Here is a 17,400-nt window from a genome sequence, read left to right on the forward strand (position 1 = left end):
GAAAAAATAAGGAGGATGGCGCGATGGAGCAAGGACAAGTGACGAAAGATTTTGATAAAGAGAGCTTGCTGGATGCCGACCGTTCGCATATGTGGCACCATATGTCCCCCTACAACCCCAATCCGATGATCGTAACAGAAGCGAGCGGATCGTGGATCACCGATATCGACGGGAACCGATATCTGGATGGAATGTCTGGCTTGTGGTGCGTCAACGTTGGCTATGGCCGACAGGAGCTCGCAGACGCCGCTTACGAGCAGTTGAAGCAATTGGCTTATTTTCCACTCACACAAAGCCACGTCCCTGCCATTCGTCTATCCGAGAAGATCAGCGAATGGCTTGGCGAGGAGTATCGCGTTTTCTTTTCCAACAGCGGCTCGGAAGCGAACGAGGTCGCATTCAAGATTGCCCGTCAATATCATCACCAGAACGGGGAGCCGGGCCGTTACAAATTCATTTCGCGACATCGGGCTTACCACGGAAATACGATGGGGGCCCTCGCTGCAACTGGTCAATCCATACGCAAGGAAAAATATGAACCATTGGCGCCAGGCTTTCTTCATGTACCGCCGCCTTACTGCTATCGCTGTCCGGCTGGAAAATCGTACGGCAAATGCAATCTGGAGTGCGCCCAATATTACGATCAAGTGATCAATTGGGAAGGTGAAAAGACAGTCGCAGCGGTCATCATGGAGCCGACCATTACGGGGGGAGGCGTCCTTGTTCCTTCGCCGGAATACATGCCAAAAGTGCGGGAAATCTGCGATAAGTACGGCGTGTTGATGATCGTGGACGAGGTCATCTGCGGATTCGGTCGCTCCGGTCAAAAGTTCGGCCACCAAAACTTTGGAATCAAGCCAGACATTGTGACCATGGCCAAAGGTATTACGAGCGCCTACCTGCCACTTTCTGCAACGGCTGTTCGGGCCGAAATCGCAGATAAATTCAATGAGCAGGGGAATAATCTGCATTTCCGTCATGTCAATACGTTCGGCGGCAATCCGGCGGCATGCGCACTTGCCCTGAAAAATCTCGAAATTTTAGAAGAGGAAAAACTGGTGGAGAGAGCGGAGGAACTTGGTGCAGAATTGCGTGCCAAGCTGGCGTTTCTCGCAGAACATCCATACGTGGGAGACATTCGCAGCTTCGGCTTCCTGATGGGGATCGAAATGGTAGAGGATCGCAAAACAAAGGAACCTGCGGCGCCAGCTAAATTGACACAGGTGATTGCCGAGTGCAAGAAGCGTGGGCTAATCATTGGGCGCAATGGCGACACCATTCCGAGCTTCAACAATGTGCTGACACTCTCGCCACCGTTTACCACGACGAGCGATGATATCGATTTTATTGCGCAGGTTATGAAGGAAGCCTTTGATACATTGAGTAGGAGTAGCTTGGACGAAAAGACGAATAGATGAAAGCAGCGGCAGACTAGGAGATGCGAAAATCCTAGTCTGTCGCTGTATTTATTCAACGATGGAGTTGATAGCGCTTTTGCAGCTTTGCTCGATGTGCTTCCAAAATTTCTTCAAAAGGAACCTCGTATTGATTTGCCAGCAAGATTAAATTCCCAAGTACATCGCCCAGCTCTTCCACCAGTTCCTGCCGAGCTTCCGCTGCGGGCTTTTCCCCTTCATCCGGACGATCTCGACCAATTTCAATGGCGCGAACAGCTCTTGCCAGTTCGCCGGCTTCTTCCATTAGAAAACCTACACGAATAAACGGACCGTACGCTGTCCATCCGCGTTCTTGATAAAAATCTCCAACCTATTTTTGAAACTCAGTTATATTCACATATATCTGTCCCTTCCTGATTTTAGTATAATTATATTACACGCAAAGAAATTCAGGAAAAGCCATTCTACTTCAACAAGTTTTTGGGAGGATGACATGAAACGTATTTGTGTTTATGCAGGTTCCAATCCAGGTGTAAATCCACTTTTTGAGCGGTACGCACTGGAGTTGGGAAAAGAACTGGTCGCTCGTGGTCTTGAATTGGTCTATGGTGGTTCAAGCATGGGACTGATGGGGCGCGTGGCAAATGCTGTACTGGAAGGCGATGGCAAAGCGATCGGCGTCATGCCTACAGGACTGTTCCGTGGAGAAATCGTACATAAAGGGCTGACAGAATTGCATGAGGTCTTGACGATGCACGAGCGCAAAGCGAAAATGATCGATTTGTCTGATGGCTTCATTGCTTTGCCGGGCGGATTGGGTACCTTTGAAGAAATTTTTGAAGTGGTGAGCTGGGGTCAAATTGGCATTCACCAAAAGCCAATCGGACTGTTGAACGTGGACGGCTACTATACGCCGCTGATGCAAATGGTGGAGCATGCGACTGAAGCCGGATTTATTCCCGCTATGCAGGGCGAATTGATCCTGTGCGAGAGTGATCCCGCTATTTTGCTAGATCGGATGCGAGAGTACACACCTCCAGTGAAAGTAAACAAATGGTCGGAACTGGAAAAATAAGAACGTGAAAAAAATAACTTGAAGCCCTCCATTTGTGGGAGGACTTCGGGTTATTCTAGTTATTGACAGGATGAATGCAGGAGTGTTAATGTAGTTGATTATATCCCTAGTAAACACACAGGAATAATATCAATATGATTCGTCTTCATACGTCAGGAGGATACTTCATGAACAGATCAGCGAAATGGCTACAACTCTCCACTTCAGCTGCCGTACTCTCAGCGGCACTCGTTTTTCCAACGGCAGTCGGTGCTACAACGAAAACAACGGTAGAAGCACACGTAGAGTGGAACAGCTTTTTGCAGCAGCAATACGGTGTGACTTTTGACAAGACGGTAACTCGCGAGCAATTTGAGAAAGCGTTGCTCAAGATCGTATCTACTACAACAAGTATATCGGAAAAAGACCTGTCAGCCAAAACTTTCTTGCCTGCATCAAAAGATACCTCCAAGCTGGTTGTATGGGAAGCAGTCAGCGCTGCCGCAAAAGCTGCTGAGTTAAAAGAACTCGGGTATACATATAGCGAAGAAAAAGTAGCGGCTGCCTTGAAAAAAGCAGGGATTTCGTATAAAAAAGGCGGCGCGCTTACTTTGCAGGCTGCACAAGAGCTGGCTGTGGCCATTGACACGGGCCTTGTGTCCGCCAATGTATTGAAGTCAGCTACTGTAGAAGGAGCAGTATCCGCAGAGCTTGCGAGTCAATTGCTAGCAAAAGTAGCAGAGTTCCATGGCTCTGCCAAAAACTATCTGGGCACAATCGCCGATGCAGAGATTTTTGGCAAGCTCGCACAGGCATGGAACGAATCGCAAATCATCAAAGCCGGTGAATTGCAAGCGCTCGTAGACAAAGGCTTGAAGCAAAACCTAATTACTGGGTACAATCTGAAGGATGCCGCATTCGATCCTCATTTTGATCCACAGCGCACGATTACGTATGGGCATAGTGATATCGCTCACGCCATTCAATTAATCGGCCTGTTAAAAAGTGAAGGCGTCAATGCCAAGGTTCAATTTGAGCCGAAAACATCTGCCTTCATTTACTTGAAGGAATGGGGAGAGCCTGTTCAAACAGCCGATTATCAAGTGGTTCAGATTGAAAACGGCAACTACATTGCGTATGCCAAGGAGTACGATCTCAGCTTGGAATTCGACAGTGTAGAAGAGAAAGAGAAGTTCCAGCCACTTGTTTTGAAATATGCCAAACGGGATCAAGAGGACATGACCGGATTGCTCAAGGCTTCTTGGTGGCAGCCGCTTTATCATTCTCGTACGGAGCTGGCAGAGTATGCTGTCATTACGAACAACGTGTTAAAAGATGGTCGTTATGTCGTGCAGTCTTTCTCCCTGAATGAAGAATCACCAAAGGTTGTGGAAGGCTTCCAAAAGCTGAATGACAAAGTAAAGGTAGAGACATACAAATTTTGGGTAGATCAACCGTTCTTTAATTATCTCAACGGCGAATCGAAGTAATATACCGTGCATCGAAAAGCGTCCTTCCCTTCACAACATCGGGGGAGTGGACGCTTTATTCTGTTACATGGATCATGGATGAAAAAATCCGTTTAGCGGATTTTGTCTATTTCTGGTATAATTTAGGGATAACCGTTGTTTTGTGGCGATGGTTGTACAGTTATGCTGATAGTTTGGGAGGGAATGAAGTGGAAAAGAAAGCGATAATGCTACTGTTGTCCTGCTGTTTGTTCGCTTCGACAGCATTCGCAGCAAGCGCATCAACGACAATGCCAACGACGCCGCAAAGCGGTACAGGAACTTCCGTGCAGGCACCAGCAGATTTGTCAAAAGGGCTGCTCGTGAGTACCTTCACTTCCCATCAGTGGAAACAAGATTCGCTTACGAATCTACTGGGGAAATCCGGAAAAGAGTTTGATGATTATGTGTATTACCCACAAGGAATCAGCATGAAGTGGGACGAAAACAAGCAAGCGTTTGCCGTTCTCGTTGAACCTTCCTATAAAGGCGAAGTTGTAAAAGGTATTACGACCTCCAAAAGAAAAGACGAGATCGTCCGAGTCTTGGGTAAACCACATTTTTCCGATGAAAAGCTTGATTTGATTGGCTATGCGGAACAGGGCTATCACTTGTTTTTCACGTTTGCTCAGGATAAAGTAAAAGCCATTTCCATTTATCGTCGTGATCAGATCGCCGATACAAAAGCACTTGTTGATATGGCTAAAAATTTGCAAGACTATGGTGAAAAATTAGGGGCACCCGCAGAATATGCTGATTTTTCTATCTTTGGAGCATGGGGTAAGCCGGATTTTTCGTACCATCTCAGAGGAATCGGTACATATGCGTGGGAGTATCCATCCAGAGGCATCGCCTACGATGGTATGCCAGATGATGCAACGCTAACCATCTACAGTAATTTTGCGAGCAAAGACAAGCTCGCTGATTTGAAAAACGTAAAAAACATTGTCTTTTCCAAAGAAGATTCCCTGTTCTTGATCGAAAAACTGAGAATCGAAACCGAAAAAGAAAAAATCGAATTGGCGAAAAAAGCTGGAATCCCATCACCAGACAAGAAAAAAATCGCGGTGATTGATTCAGACAATTTGTACAATACCGCGAATGTTCGCTTCTATCAGCCAGACTACACACCGCAAGCCCAGCTGTTTCCAGGTTATTTTATCGATGAAGTAACATGGCTGGACAACAACTGGATTTTGTATCAGACAATGATGGGTGTGGGAGTTTATCACGTTACTACCCATGAAAAGATAGAAATTGCAGGGATAGAGAAAAAGGCAAACGAGCCGTTTGATATGTTGGATGTCAATACAGTCAAGCCTGATCTAACGAAAAAAGCAATTGTGTTTGAAGTCGGCATGAAAGAGAAGAATCAGACTTACACGGTTCGCTATAAAATCACGGGCGACAAAATCACGTTTACCTGGTAGAGAGCAGGGATTATCGTTCTTTTTTGGCGCTGATGGGCGACCTGACTGCTTCCTTCTCGGCCAAGTACGAGCGCATGCCTCGAACGAACAACTCACGAAGGACTTCCTGCTGTGTTTTGCTGCTGACAAGAGAGCGAATGAGCTCCAGCTCAGCAACCAATTCTGAATCAAGGTGAAGATTGACAGTCTTCCCTTTGGTTCGCGGGTGCAGCTCGTAGTACTCCGCTGATTTTTTTACGATTCCTTCGATGACAACAGCTTCGCCCAACCATTCCTGGTCGGGGATATACAAGCATGGTGCTTCTAAAATAATATGGGTCAGCTCCTCGCTAAATCGGATGGCGAGGGTCTGGCCCTTTTTTTTATGCAAGTCGCGGATTTGTCGCGATCTTTCTTGATTGGCAACTGTATTTTCCAGCGTGATTACGGCCAGTTCCATAGCGCCTCCTTACGGGATAAGCAGTTCTTCTTCTGATATCGACAACAATACTTCTCCCGTTTTTTCCAATTGGACTTGGTAGGTGAAGTGCTGATCGCTTCGCTCGACGGAGGTGATAATTCCCCAACAGCATATGTTCTCTCTTGTGAGCTGGACACGGTCCAAAACCTCGTAGCTCGGGCGAAGATACCCTTTTTTATATAGATAAGTGAGCACGGATTCTCGAGGGAAAAGAAATCGTTTGTTTCCTTGTTTATTGACCAAAAGGGGGAAGGTCTCCCGTTCGTCTATACAATCCCCTAAATAGCCTTGATCTGCCCAGCGTTTGACGGTAGCCATACTGCCGACACGGCCAACTTTTGTCTCCATGATGTCGAGTATTTCGCGTGAAGAGAGAAAAGCTTTTCGTCTTTCGAGTTGTGTCAGGTAGTTTTTTCGCTCGGTTTCCAATTGGGTGAGAAGCGCATGTGCATCCGCGATTTTTTGTTTCACTACCTTGATTTCCAGATCGTAATCCTTCATACGGGACGGCCCTTTCTTCCTTGTTTGTTTTTATCCTATTCGATCATGAAATCATTCATGTCAATCCAAGCAGATTGATTTCGTTTCGTTGCTAGGCAAATACGAAATGTAACAATCATAAAAAAGCGATTTCGCACATTGATTAATAGCAAGCATGTTTAGATCTGGTGAGGAGGTTGTGGACAGATGAGCATACCGAATGAACTCGCGAAAAACTTCGCGGAAGTCGTGCCTGCCCTAAAACCGATGGAAGCCATCAATGAGGCGAATCGCTGCTTGTATTGCTACGACGCACCTTGTATTAAGGCTTGTCCCACGTCGATTGATATCCCTTCCTTTATCAAAAAAATTGCGACCGGGAATTTGTTCGGATCAGCCCGGACTATCATGGAATCGAATCCAGTCGGGGCGAGCTGTGCGCGCGTATGTCCAACCGAGGAGCTGTGTGAGGGTGCTTGTGTACTCCATTCAGCTTCCAAGCCCATCATGATCGGCCTTCTCCAGCGTCACGCGACAGACTGGGCAATCCAAAATCAAGCAACGCTTTTTTCAAAAGGCGAAGCAAATGGAAAACGGGTAGCCGTCGTCGGAGCGGGCCCGGCAGGATTATCAGCAGCGCGTGAGCTTGCGCGTCTCGGTTACGCGGTTACGGTATTTGAAGCGAAAGAAAAGGCAGGAGGATTGAACACGTACGGCATCGTGTCGTTCCGTCTACCACAGGAAATTTCGCTATGGGAAGTAGAGCAAGTAGAGGCACTGGGGGTAGAGATACGTACCAATACGCGAATCGGCGTGGATGTAGCGCCAGAAGAGCTATTGGACCAGTATGATTCCATCCTGTTGGCAGCCGGTATGGGCATTGTCCCTCAGCTGCATATCCCGGGAGAAGAACTAGAAGGTGTCCTCGATGCGATTGCACTCGTGGAGGAGACCAAGACCAAGCCACTATCAGACGAAATGCTCGGCAAAAAAGTCGTAATCATCGGTGCGGGGAATACGGCGATTGACGCTGCCACCTGTTCGAAACGGCTGGGTGCAGACAATGTCCAGATTCTGTATCGGCGGACGGTTCAAGAGATGTCCTGTTATCAGTTTGAGTACGAATTCGCCAAGCAGGATGGCGTAGAATTCCGCTGGCTCGTTGCCCCAACGCGTGTATTGGAGGAAAACGGCCGCGTGAAGGGCTTGGAACTGGTGCGTATGGAGCTAGGTGAGCCGGATGAGAAAGGTAGAAGGCGGCCAGTAGAAATTCCAGGCAGTCATTTTGTCATCGAAGTAGATTATGTCGTCAAAGCGATCGGACAAAACAGACATCTCTCTTTGGTTGAATCACTTGGGCTCCAACATCGTAATGGGATTGTCGAGGTCGAGGAAGGCACCTATCGAACCTCCCATGGCAAAGTTTACGCGGCGGGCGATGTCATTTTTGGTGGAGGCAAGACAGATGCGATGGTAGTCGATGCAGCCAATCACGGGAAACGAGCGGCTTATGCCATTCACCAATCGCTCCGTGATCAAAAACAGTCAGTATAAAGGAGGAGACCTATCATGGCAGATCTCAGCATTAATCTGGCGGGAATCCAATCCCCGAATCCATTTTGGTTGGCCTCTGCGCCGCCGACCAATTCAGGCTACCAAGTACAGCGTGCCTTTGAAGCAGGCTGGGGTGGCGCGGTCTGGAAGACACTCGGAGAGCCGATCATCAATGTCACCTCTCGCTTTGCCGGTCTGAACTTCGGGGGACAGCGCGTCTTTGGTTTCAACAACATTGAACTGATTACGGACAAACCGCTTGAGGTCAATTTGAAGGAAATGGATGAAACGAAGCGCCGTTTTCCGAAGCACACGTTGATTGCGTCGCTAATGGTTGAACATAAACAGGAAGCATGGCACGAGATTGTCAAAAAGGTGGAGGCAATCGGTGTAGACGGTCTGGAACTGAATTTTGGCTGTCCGCACGGCATGGCAGAACGCGGGATGGGCTCTGCGGTCGGTCAGCATCCAGATTTAATCCGACAGCAGGTCGAATGGGTAAAAGAAGTCGCCCAAACTCCTGTCATCGTCAAGCTCACCCCAAACATTACGGACATTCGCTTTACTGCACGGGCCGCGAGCCAGGGTGGAGCCGATGCCATTAGCATGATCAACACCATTAACAGCTTGATGGGGGTTGATCTCGATAAATGGCTGCCGATCCCACATGTAGATGGAAAAGGGGCGCACGGCGGCTATTGTGGACCAGCAGTCAAACCAATCGCCCTGAACATGGTCGCAGAATGTGCACGAGATCCCAAGGTTGGTATCCCGATCTCTGGCATTGGGGGAATCTCTGATTGGCGCGATACCGTTGAATTTTTGCTGATGGGAGCAACGGGTGTTCAAGTATGTACAGCCGCCATGCATCATGGATTCCGAATCGTGGAAGACATGATTGATGGACTTAACAATTACCTGGATCAGCGTGGGATTGCGTCCGTAATGGATATTGTCGGAAAAGCTGTGCATACGTACTCAGATTGGGGCCATCTGAATCTGAATTACAAGGTCGTGGCGCGCATCCATGAAGAGACCTGTATTAACTGCAACAAGTGTCATATCGCTTGTGAGGACACCTCACATCAATGCATTGACATTGTTCCTGATGCAGCGACAGGCAAAGAGCGCTTGGTTGTACGAGAAGAAGATTGTGTAGGCTGTAATTTGTGCTCCATCGTTTGTCCAGTGGAAGGTACGATTGAGATGGTCGAGATCCCGAGCGACAAAGCCCCTCTCAGCTGGAATCAGCGGCAGGCTGCTTTGGCTGCGGGTGGTAGCTGCGAGCTGTAAAGCAGTCATGTTTTCGGCGTGGGATGCATAGCGTGTACAAGGGAAGGCATGTCTACTCAGTGACGGGTTGAAGGGGAGATGATCATCGGATGAAAAAATGGATTCGAAATGGCACAATCGTGACAGCGTCAGACACGTATCAAGCGGACATCTTGATCGAAGGGGATAAGGTAGTCGCAATCGGCTCTAATCTGGATGGGAAAGATGCCGAAGTCATCGATGCTACCGGATACTATGTTTTCCCGGGTGGGATTGACCCACATACCCATCTCGATATGCCTTTTGGCGGAACGGTTACTTCCGATAACTTTTATACAGGAACGAAGGCAGCAGCATTTGGAGGGACGACGAGCATCATCGATTTTTGCCTGACGAATAAAGGGGAGCCATTGCATTCATCCATTTCGACCTGGCACGAAAAAGCAAGGGGAAAAGCGGTCATCGACTACGGCTTCCATCTGATGGTTTCAGATGCGAACGATCAAGTGCTCGAGGAATTAGGAGCAGTCGTACGAAATGAAGGAATTACTTCGCTCAAAGTATTCATGGCCTACAAAAATGTGTTGATGGCCGATGATGAGACGCTATTTAAAACGTTAGTCCGGGCTAAGGAACTAGGTGCCTTGGTACAGGTCCATGCAGAGAATGGAGACGTTCTAGACTATTTGATCAAGCAGGCCATTGCAAAAGGGCAGACAGACCCCGTGTACCACGCTTACACCCGCCCACCTGAAGCAGAAGGAGAAGCAACGGGACGTGCGATTGCACTGACTGCACTGGCAGAAGCCCAGCTGTATGTCGTGCATGTATCGTGTGCTGAGGCTGTGCGCCGGATCGCAGAGGCTCGCGAAAAAGGATGGAATGTGTACGGGGAGACATGCCCGCAATATTTGGTGCTCGATATTACGGATCTACAGAAGCCGGGCTTTGAAGGAGCGAAGTATGTCTGGTCGCCACCACTTCGGGAAAAGTGGAATCAGGACGTCCTGTGGAGCGCATTGAAAAATGGCATTTTGCAAACGGTTGGCTCCGATCACTGTTCCTTTAATTTTTCCGGTCAAAAAGAGCTGGGGCTAGGAGATTTCACGAAAATCCCGAATGGTGGACCGATCATTGAGGACCGGATGCGCCTCCTCTTCTCAGAAGGGGTAGCAAAGGACAAGATCAGCCTCAATCAGTTCGTTGATATGACCTCTACAAAAGCAGCCAAACTGTTCGGGATGTTCCCGCAAAAAGGAACGATTGCGGTAGGCTCGGACGCGGATATCGTATTGTTTGATCCAACGGTGAAGCGAACGATCTCCGTTGAAACTCACCATATGAATGTCGACTACAATCCATTTGAAGGGATGGTAGTGAACGGCGATATCATCTCGGTGCTTTCGCGCGGCTCATTTGTCATTCGCGATCAGCAATTCGTCGGTCAAGCCGGTGCTGGACGCTTTGTAAAACGATCGACCTTTGCAAGACCGTAAGAAGGGACAGCGTAAAAAGGCGAGGAGGGTGATTATGGCAGATATCATTCGCATCGGTTTGATTCAGGCGAAAAACGATGTCCACGGAGACGAACCGGTTCATTTGCACAAAGAAAAAGCCATTGAGAAGCATGAGAAGATGGTGCGGGAGGCGGCAGCCAAGGGGGCACAAATCATCTGTCTTCAGGAAATCTTCTATGGCCCGTATTTTTGTGCCGAGCAGCAACTGAAATGGTATGAATCAGCGGAAGAAGTCCCAAACGGACCAACCGTGCAACTTTTCTCTTCCCTTGCCCGCGAATTAGGAACCGTACTCATTTTACCTGTATACGAGCGCGTAGGGATCGGTACGTATTACAATACGGCCGCTGTGATTGATGCGGATGGCACGTATTTGGGCAAATATCGTAAGCAGCATATTCCGCATGTCGGAGTGGGCAGCAGCGGGTGCGGATTCTGGGAGAAATATTACTTTAAGCCTGGCAATCTTGGTTATCCCGTTTTTGAAACTGCTTTTGCCAAGGTCGGGGTCTATATATGCTATGACCGCCATTTTCCAGAAGGCGCACGACTGCTGGGCTTGAATGGGGCGGAGATCGTATTCAATCCGTCAGCGACGGTCGCCGGCTTGTCTGAATACTTATGGAAGCTCGAGCAGCCTGCTCATGCCGTAGCCAACGGATATTATGTGGCAGCGATCAATCGGGTAGGGACAGAAGCACCGTGGAACATGGGAGAGTTTTACGGACAATCGTACTTGGTCGACCCGCGTGGGCAATTTGTAGCCATCGGGAGTCGGGATCAGGACGAGGTCATTCTCGCTGAAATGGACCGTAACAAAATTCATGAGGTGCGGGATACGTGGCAATTTTACCGGGATCGTAGACCGGAGACCTACGAAGATATGGTAAAGCTATTACCTTAATACAAGAGTGAGGGAGGTGCCGGATACGCGCCTTCCTCCTTTTCACATCATTGGAAGGATTCCATCAGAGTCAAAAGGAGCGTTCAGGGATGAGGCAGATTGTATATCGAGGGGTCGAATACGGTGAGGGACTTCGCGTCGTGAAAACACAAAAGTATGAGAGGGCAGAACGGCGTCATTTTACAAACGGTGCTAGTGCAAAGGCAGTGTTTGGCGCTGGTGTTTACTTGGTGAGCAATCCGGAAATCGCCGCACAGTATGCGATTTGTCATGCAGAGACCAATGGGGAGAAGGCAGTTGTGTTGAGCCAGCAGCTACATTTGCAGGGTCTCGTTTGTTTGGACGAGCGCTATGGGGAAAATGAACTGCGCATCGATGCATTACGTGCTGATTATTCAGAAGAGGAACTCGAACAGAGACAGAACGGAATGGGCTATGAAGAGTGGCTGGAATGGACAGGGGATAAGGTGCGTGCGTATTTGATTGCCTGTGGATACCGGGGAATTCGGTATCGGATCAGCCCAGAGCTAACGTATTATATCTGCTATGAGCCTGACGTTCAAATTGAAGAGATTGCGATTCTATCTGTGCTCGATGTGTGAGTAAGCGACTACGACTATCGACTTATTCGACAAACTTTGGTAAGATTAGACAATATTCGCGCTTTTTCTAGCTTACCTATTTGACACAGGAAGGATTGCCGCAACGATGAGTCTATTACGTAATCTTAGCACCCGAGCCAAACTGTTTAGCTTGATTGTGATGATGGCCGTCTTTTTATGTGCTGTCGGATTCACCGGATATTTTCATGTGCAAGTCCAAGGTGAACGCATTCAGGCCATGTATGAAGAGCAGCTTCTTCCCGTTAAGTGGATTAATGACTGGAGACAAGAAATCCGCGCGATTGACGGATTGGTCTATAAAATGATTCTCGATCCATCTCCTGCAGTCTTTGCCGAATACAAGACTGAATTGGATTTACGAATGGAAACAGCAAATCAAACGTTCCAATACCTTCAGAACTCTAAGCTGGATGCGCAAGAACAAGAAAGAGTGACCATGCTAAAGGAGCTCATCGAGCAGTATCGCAAAGACCAGGGCGAGGTCATTAAAATGATCCGCGAGGGGAAAGCGGATCAAGCCTATTCGTTTTATCGTGCAACGGATAAGACGCTGAATTGGATTAATCAGGAACAACTTGAATGGGCGAATTACAAGTCAGAGCAGGCAGTCGCCATGCAGAAGGAAAACCAAGACGAAACACAGGAAGCAATTACATTCCTGATTGTGGTTGGCATACTGTCGATTGTACTAGGCAGTGTACTGGGGTTCATTATCTCTCGGATGATCGCGGACCCACTGCGTATTGTTTCGAGCCGTATGCAGCAATTAGCGAACGGAAACATGGCAGTTGCCCCTGTTACCTATGTGACTCGAGACGAGGTAGGTACACTTGGAACTGCGTTCAATGAATTGGTAACGAATTTCCGTTCATTGATTGAACAAGTAAAAGTAGCGGGTGAGCAAGTCGCTGCTTCTTCTGAGGAATTGTCAGCGAGTGCGGAACAGTCCGCCTATGCAACAGAACAATCGATCAGCAGTGTGCAGCAAATTGCCTCTGCCTCTGAAGTACAGACGCAACGCACGCAAGAAAGTGTTCGTGTCATGGAAGAAATGTCGATTGCCATCCAGCGGATTGCCGATACGTCTGGAGCCGTTTCTGAAACATCGGCACAGGCAGCAGAGGATGCGGAGCAAGGAAGCATTCATATTCAGCAAGCCGTTGATCAGATGAATACGATCTCCAACTCTGTGAATCACGCAGCGGATCTCGTGCAATTGCTCGGTGAGCGGTCAGAAGCTATTGGCAAAATCGTTGATGTGATTACTGGGATTGCTTCTCAAACGAATCTGCTGGCGCTCAACGCGGCGATTGAGGCGGCGCGTGCAGGAGAACATGGCAGGGGATTTGCTGTCGTGGCAGATGAGGTTCGAAAACTCGCAGAACAGTCAGAGGAATCTGCGCGCGAGATTGCGAGACTGATTGGGGAAATCCAGCAAGAAACCACGCAGGTCGTGCATGTCATGAAGGATGGAACCCAAGAGGCTAAAAAGGGTGCAGTAGTCGTTCAAGAAGCGGGTGTCACCTTCCAGCGTATCGTAGCGTCTTCTCAGGAGGTTGCGGGTCAAATTCAGGACGTATCCGCAGCTACTGAACAAATGTCGGCAAGCATACAGCAAGTCGCATCTGCTATGGATGAAATGAATCGTCTCTCACAGGAAGCAGCCGTACATACCCAAGGCGTTTCGGCGGGGGCAGGAGAACAGCTTGCCAGCATGCAAGAAATCGCCCGTTCCAGCGCGAATCTGAATGAGCTCTCTCAAGAGCTCCAAGAGTCCATCAGTCAATTCAAATGGTAGAGTAAGTGAGCAAAAGAAAGACTGGCAAACCCAATGGGGCAGCCAGTCTTTTTTGGTTACTTGCTATTAGGAAGCAATCGTTTGTTTGTTGTTTGCTGTGATTTTTTCGTAATCGCTGGCACTCAAGATCGAAGCATCATTTTTCATCATCCACGTGTAAATCACGAGTGAAATCAGTAGTCCGATAGTCCAAGCATTGTCCCAAATAATAGTTAAGCCTGGAATGTATTTACTTATAAAAGGAATCGCAATCCCGATGAGCATCGCCCAGATGGCTCTGCCATTAAAGCCCGTTTTGTAGTTGTAGATCCCGTTTGTTTTGTACAACTCTGTTACATGAATGCGCCGCTTGCGCACAAGCCAATAGTCGGCAATGGCTATTCCGTCGATCGGGCCTAACAAGGCTCCGTACGTTCCGAGCCATAAAAAGATGTAATTGCCGAAGTTCTCTAAAATGTACCAAGGCTGCATCAAGAGCGACACGACCCCGGCGATGATGGCACCGGCTTCATACGAGAGACGGCGAGGGGCCAGATTCTCCACTGCCCGGGCGGGAGCAACGATATTGGCCGCTACGTTGGTCGTTAATGTGGCAAGAATAATTCCAATCGTTCCGAGGAAAATGGCGAAAGGCGAGAATTTAGCCAACACGGCAGCAGGGTCCCACAACGCTTCTCCGTAAATAACAACGGTAGCAGAAGCGACAGCAACTCCGATGAACGAGAAGAAACCCATCGTGGTCGGTAACGAAGAGGATTGTCCGATGATTTGGGCTTTTTGACTTTTGGCATACCGACAGAAATCCGGAATATTAAGGGCCATCGTTGCCCAAAAAGCAATTGCTCCCGTCAAGGCTGGGAAGAACACCTTCAAGAATTCTGCATTGGTAGTGAATTTCGAAGGTGCCGAGAGCATCGGGCCCCATCCGCCTGCTTTCGTAAGCGCCCAGACGAGGAGAGCCAAACTCATGATGATCAGGATGGGAGCAGCCCAAGCCTCCATTTTTTTGATCGCTTCGGGACCGCGATAGGCGACCCATACGTTTAACAGCCAAAAGCCAAAGAAGGATATCCAGAGATGTCCGGGAACATTTGCCCAGCCTGTCATCGACATCAAGAGTGTATCGATGGCAGCACCTCCGAACCAACAGTTGATGCCAAACCAGCCAGCACCAATCAAACCGCGTGCGACAGCGGGGATGTGCGCTCCTTTGGAGCCGAACCAGATGCGCGCAAAAACTGGATACGGAATGCCAAATTTCGTCCCGGCATGAGAGTTGAGAAGAATGGGAATAAGGACAATACAGTTACCGAGAATGATCGTCAAAATGGCCTGCCACCAGTTCATACCTAAGGAAATTAACCCTGCCGCCATTGCATACGTCGGCAAACAGATCGACATACCGATCCACAAGCTGGCGAAGTTGTAGGAAGTCCAGCTGTGCTCTGCTGTCCTCGTCGGTCGAAGACCTTCATTATAAAGCGGACTGTTCTTGATTGACTCTTCGCCTTCTTTTGTCAGGGTAACAATTCCTTCTGATACCGTTTGCGTCTTCATTTCTTTCCCTCCTTTGCTTTTCAAGATGTCTCGTATTCGGACAAGCGCCCTAGTTTGTCTTGAATACAAGTTGTAACATTATATTGGGCGAAAGAAGGCCTAATACCTGATTTTTCGTCGTAAAAAGACAGCCTGCAACGACCAGCTTCGCCATTGACAATGGGAATGATTCTACCTTTTTACCTATTTGGGATGGTAAGATGAAGCAAGGGGGGAGCCAGCTGTGACGACAAGAAAAATCCAAATGTCTTTGCAAACCAGAATGATCTTATTGATTACTATCGTCATTATTCTGATTGTTTCGTCAGTTGGGGCGGTGTTTTCTTCCATTGTTGCGTCTTCGATTGAAGAGCAGGTGGGCAAAAAAGCATTGAGTGTGGCGAAAATTGTTGCCAGCGATCCTGAGCTGCGTAGTGCTTTTTCAAGCGATTACCCTCCTGCGCTCATTCAACCCATCGCTGAAAACGTGCGGATGCAAACCGGAGCAGAGTTTGTGGTCGTGGGAAACCATGAGGGAATTCGGTATGCGCATCCGATTCCGGATCGGATTGGAAAGGAAATGGTGGGAGGAGATAACGAGCCCGGACTCTCGCAAGGCCAATCTTACATATCGAAGGCGGTCGGCAGCTTGGGACCATCATTGCGAGGGAAGGTACCGATCAAAAATGACAAAGGGGACATCATTGGAATCGTTTCCGTTGGGTTCCTGCTGGAAGATATCGAGGAGGCTATTGATCTCTACCAAGATCGCATACTGATCCTGACTCTTCTCGCCTTGTTGTGTGGTGTTGCTGGTGCCATTGCACTCAGTCGCTATTTAAAGCGCTTAATTTTGGGATTGGAGCCGGAAGAGATCGCATCCTTGTACGTAGAGAGAAATGCTGTACTGGAGTCAGTCCGCGAAGGAATCGTGGCGATTGACCGTAATAAACGCATCACGATGATGAACAAGGCTGCTATTCGAATTTTGAACTTACCGGAAGAAGAGTTTCATCGCAAAGAAATAGTGGAAGTGCTACCAGACAGTCGTATGCCAGAAGTTCTGGAATCAGGCGAGCATCAATTAGATCGCGAGTCCATCATGAGCGGAAAAGAAATCATTGTGAATCGACTTCCGATCAAGTTCGGAGGGAAGGTCGTAGGAGTAGTCAGCAGCTTTCGTCCCAAATCGGAAATTGATCAGCTAGCTTCTGAGTTGTCCCAAGCGAGGCGCTATGCAGATGTACTTCGCGCCCAAACACATGAATTTCACAATTTGTTGTATACCATTTCTGGTTTGTTGCAGCTTGGCTCGATTCAAGAAGCAGTCGAGCTCATTACGAGTGAAACGTCCGCACAGCAAGAGATGATTTTGTTTTTGGCGAAGCAAATTCCCGATCCGTTAATAGGGGCTTTGCTGTTAGGCATGCACAACCGAGCCAAGGAGTTGAAAATTCAATTCGTCATCCATCACGACAGTCACTTGAAGGAGCTCCCACCGACGATCAACCGACAACAGATCGTGGTTTTATTGGGAACACTGATCCAAAATGCGATGGAAGCTGTCAATGAGCCAAACGTCGAGCACAAACGAGTGGAGTGTTATTTGTCTGACACGGGCGATGAGATCATGTTCGAAATCGAGGACTCGGGTCCGGGAGTTGTGGAAGAGTTGCGAGAAAAAATATTCGAGCACGGCTTCTCAACGAAAAAAGACGAAGATCGTGGAATTGGTCTGGCTAAGGCCCATGGAATCATTAACGAATTGGACGGCTATATTCTCGTTGGCAAAAGCGAGCTAGGAGGTGCACTTTTCACAGTATCCCTACGCAAAAGAATGGAGGTGGCGTCTTGAGGAAGCTGGAGG

At 48.4% G+C, this 17,400-nt stretch carries 14 protein-coding genes and 1 pseudogene; 11 read left to right on the top strand and 4 right to left on the bottom strand.

The window, feature by feature from the left end; all coding sequences use genetic code 11:
• Positions 1 to 23 precede the first annotated feature (23 nt).
• On the top strand, positions 24 to 1,418 hold the full coding sequence (locus HP399_RS14380; RefSeq protein WP_173619537.1) for an aspartate aminotransferase family protein: 1,395 nt from the start codon (positions 24 to 26) through the stop codon (positions 1,416 to 1,418).
• A 52-nt stretch (positions 1,419 to 1,470) separates the two neighbouring features.
• Here the strand turns inward: HP399_RS14380 and HP399_RS14385 are convergent.
• Positions 1,471 to 1,794 (bottom strand): annotated as a pseudogene (locus HP399_RS14385) (MazG nucleotide pyrophosphohydrolase domain-containing protein).
• Positions 1,795 to 1,890: 96 nt separating this feature from the next.
• On the opposite strand from HP399_RS14385, the gene HP399_RS14390 reads away from it, so the two are divergent.
• From HP399_RS14390 to HP399_RS14400, 3 genes are all read left to right on the top strand, one after another.
• A complete protein-coding gene (locus HP399_RS14390) occupies positions 1,891 to 2,472 on the top strand; it encodes an LOG family protein (RefSeq protein ID WP_173619536.1) in 582 nt (193 codons plus the stop codon).
• Positions 2,473 to 2,639: 167 nt separating this feature from the next.
• On the top strand, positions 2,640 to 3,941 hold the full coding sequence (locus HP399_RS14395; protein ID WP_173619535.1) for a hypothetical protein: 1,302 nt from the start codon (positions 2,640 to 2,642) through the stop codon (positions 3,939 to 3,941).
• A gap of 188 nt (positions 3,942 to 4,129) precedes the next feature.
• Positions 4,130 to 5,389, top strand: coding sequence for a hypothetical protein (locus HP399_RS14400; protein WP_173619534.1), 1,260 nt, complete (start codon positions 4,130 to 4,132; stop codon positions 5,387 to 5,389).
• 10 nt (positions 5,390 to 5,399) lie between these two features.
• Here HP399_RS14400 and HP399_RS14405 read toward each other — a convergent pair whose 3' ends face one another.
• Both HP399_RS14405 and HP399_RS14410 read right to left on the bottom strand, forming a co-directional pair.
• Positions 5,400 to 5,828 carry a hypothetical protein gene (locus HP399_RS14405; RefSeq protein ID WP_173619533.1) on the bottom strand — a complete coding sequence of 143 codons (429 nt, stop codon included), beginning with the start codon at positions 5,826 to 5,828 and terminating at the stop codon, positions 5,400 to 5,402.
• A 9-nt stretch (positions 5,829 to 5,837) separates the two neighbouring features.
• Positions 5,838 to 6,350, bottom strand: a complete 513-nt coding sequence (locus HP399_RS14410; protein ID WP_173619532.1) for a hypothetical protein — start codon at positions 6,348 to 6,350, stop codon at positions 5,838 to 5,840.
• Positions 6,351 to 6,536: 186 nt separating this feature from the next.
• Between HP399_RS14410 and HP399_RS14415 the strand changes: the two genes are divergently transcribed.
• From HP399_RS14415 to HP399_RS14440, 6 genes are all read left to right on the top strand, one after another.
• Positions 6,537 to 7,883 (top strand): NAD(P)-dependent oxidoreductase, encoded by a 1,347-nt coding sequence (locus tag HP399_RS14415; protein WP_173619531.1) that lies wholly within the window; start codon positions 6,537 to 6,539, stop codon positions 7,881 to 7,883.
• A gap of 15 nt (positions 7,884 to 7,898) precedes the next feature.
• A complete protein-coding gene (preA, locus tag HP399_RS14420; RefSeq protein WP_173619530.1) occupies positions 7,899 to 9,176 on the top strand; it encodes an NAD-dependent dihydropyrimidine dehydrogenase subunit PreA in 1,278 nt (425 codons plus the stop codon).
• An 89-nt stretch (positions 9,177 to 9,265) separates the two neighbouring features.
• Positions 9,266 to 10,651, top strand: a complete 1,386-nt coding sequence (gene hydA / locus HP399_RS14425) for a dihydropyrimidinase (RefSeq protein ID WP_173619529.1) — start codon at positions 9,266 to 9,268, stop codon at positions 10,649 to 10,651.
• 34 nt (positions 10,652 to 10,685) lie between these two features.
• Complete coding sequence (locus HP399_RS14430) at positions 10,686 to 11,576, top strand: nitrilase-related carbon-nitrogen hydrolase (protein WP_173619528.1); 891 nt, start codon at positions 10,686 to 10,688, stop codon at positions 11,574 to 11,576.
• Between the two features lie 89 nt (positions 11,577 to 11,665).
• Positions 11,666 to 12,178, top strand: a complete 513-nt coding sequence (locus HP399_RS14435; protein ID WP_173619527.1) for a hypothetical protein — start codon at positions 11,666 to 11,668, stop codon at positions 12,176 to 12,178.
• Positions 12,179 to 12,284: 106 nt separating this feature from the next.
• A complete protein-coding gene (locus HP399_RS14440; protein WP_173619526.1) occupies positions 12,285 to 13,997 on the top strand; it encodes a methyl-accepting chemotaxis protein in 1,713 nt (570 codons plus the stop codon).
• A gap of 66 nt (positions 13,998 to 14,063) precedes the next feature.
• On the opposite strand, the gene HP399_RS14445 is transcribed toward HP399_RS14440, so the two are convergent.
• Positions 14,064 to 15,554: an NCS1 family nucleobase:cation symporter-1 gene (locus HP399_RS14445; protein ID WP_173619525.1), complete on the bottom strand. Its 1,491-nt coding sequence runs from the start codon at positions 15,552 to 15,554 to the stop codon at positions 14,064 to 14,066.
• 223 nt (positions 15,555 to 15,777) lie between these two features.
• Between HP399_RS14445 and HP399_RS14450 the strand changes: the two genes are divergently transcribed.
• Positions 15,778 to 17,388, top strand: coding sequence for an ATP-binding protein (locus HP399_RS14450; protein WP_173619524.1), 1,611 nt, complete (start codon positions 15,778 to 15,780; stop codon positions 17,386 to 17,388).
• The last annotated feature ends 12 nt before the right edge of the window (positions 17,389 to 17,400 follow it).

This window comes from Brevibacillus sp. DP1.3A, assembly GCF_013284245.2.
In the GTDB taxonomy this organism is placed as follows: Bacteria; Bacillota; Bacilli; order Brevibacillales; family Brevibacillaceae; genus Brevibacillus.

Coding starts and splice junctions, on each gene's coding strand:
- hydA (WP_173619529.1), top strand. CDS start 9,266: ATGAAAAAATGGATTCGAAATGGCACAATCGTGACAGCGTCAGACACG.
- HP399_RS14430 (WP_173619528.1), top strand. CDS start 10,686: ATGGCAGATATCATTCGCATCGGTTTGATTCAGGCGAAAAACGATGTC.
- HP399_RS14435 (WP_173619527.1), top strand. CDS start 11,666: ATGAGGCAGATTGTATATCGAGGGGTCGAATACGGTGAGGGACTTCGC.
- HP399_RS14390 (WP_173619536.1), top strand. CDS start 1,891: ATGAAACGTATTTGTGTTTATGCAGGTTCCAATCCAGGTGTAAATCCA.
- HP399_RS14440 (WP_173619526.1), top strand. CDS start 12,285: ATGAGTCTATTACGTAATCTTAGCACCCGAGCCAAACTGTTTAGCTTG.
- HP399_RS14415 (WP_173619531.1), top strand. CDS start 6,537: ATGAGCATACCGAATGAACTCGCGAAAAACTTCGCGGAAGTCGTGCCT.
- preA (WP_173619530.1), top strand. CDS start 7,899: ATGGCAGATCTCAGCATTAATCTGGCGGGAATCCAATCCCCGAATCCA.
- HP399_RS14395 (WP_173619535.1), top strand. CDS start 2,640: ATGAACAGATCAGCGAAATGGCTACAACTCTCCACTTCAGCTGCCGTA.
- HP399_RS14445 (WP_173619525.1), bottom strand. CDS start 15,554: ATGAAGACGCAAACGGTATCAGAAGGAATTGTTACCCTGACAAAAGAA.
- HP399_RS14405 (WP_173619533.1), bottom strand. CDS start 5,828: ATGGAACTGGCCGTAATCACGCTGGAAAATACAGTTGCCAATCAAGAA.
- HP399_RS14380 (WP_173619537.1), top strand. CDS start 24: ATGGAGCAAGGACAAGTGACGAAAGATTTTGATAAAGAGAGCTTGCTG.
- HP399_RS14410 (WP_173619532.1), bottom strand. CDS start 6,350: ATGAAGGATTACGATCTGGAAATCAAGGTAGTGAAACAAAAAATCGCG.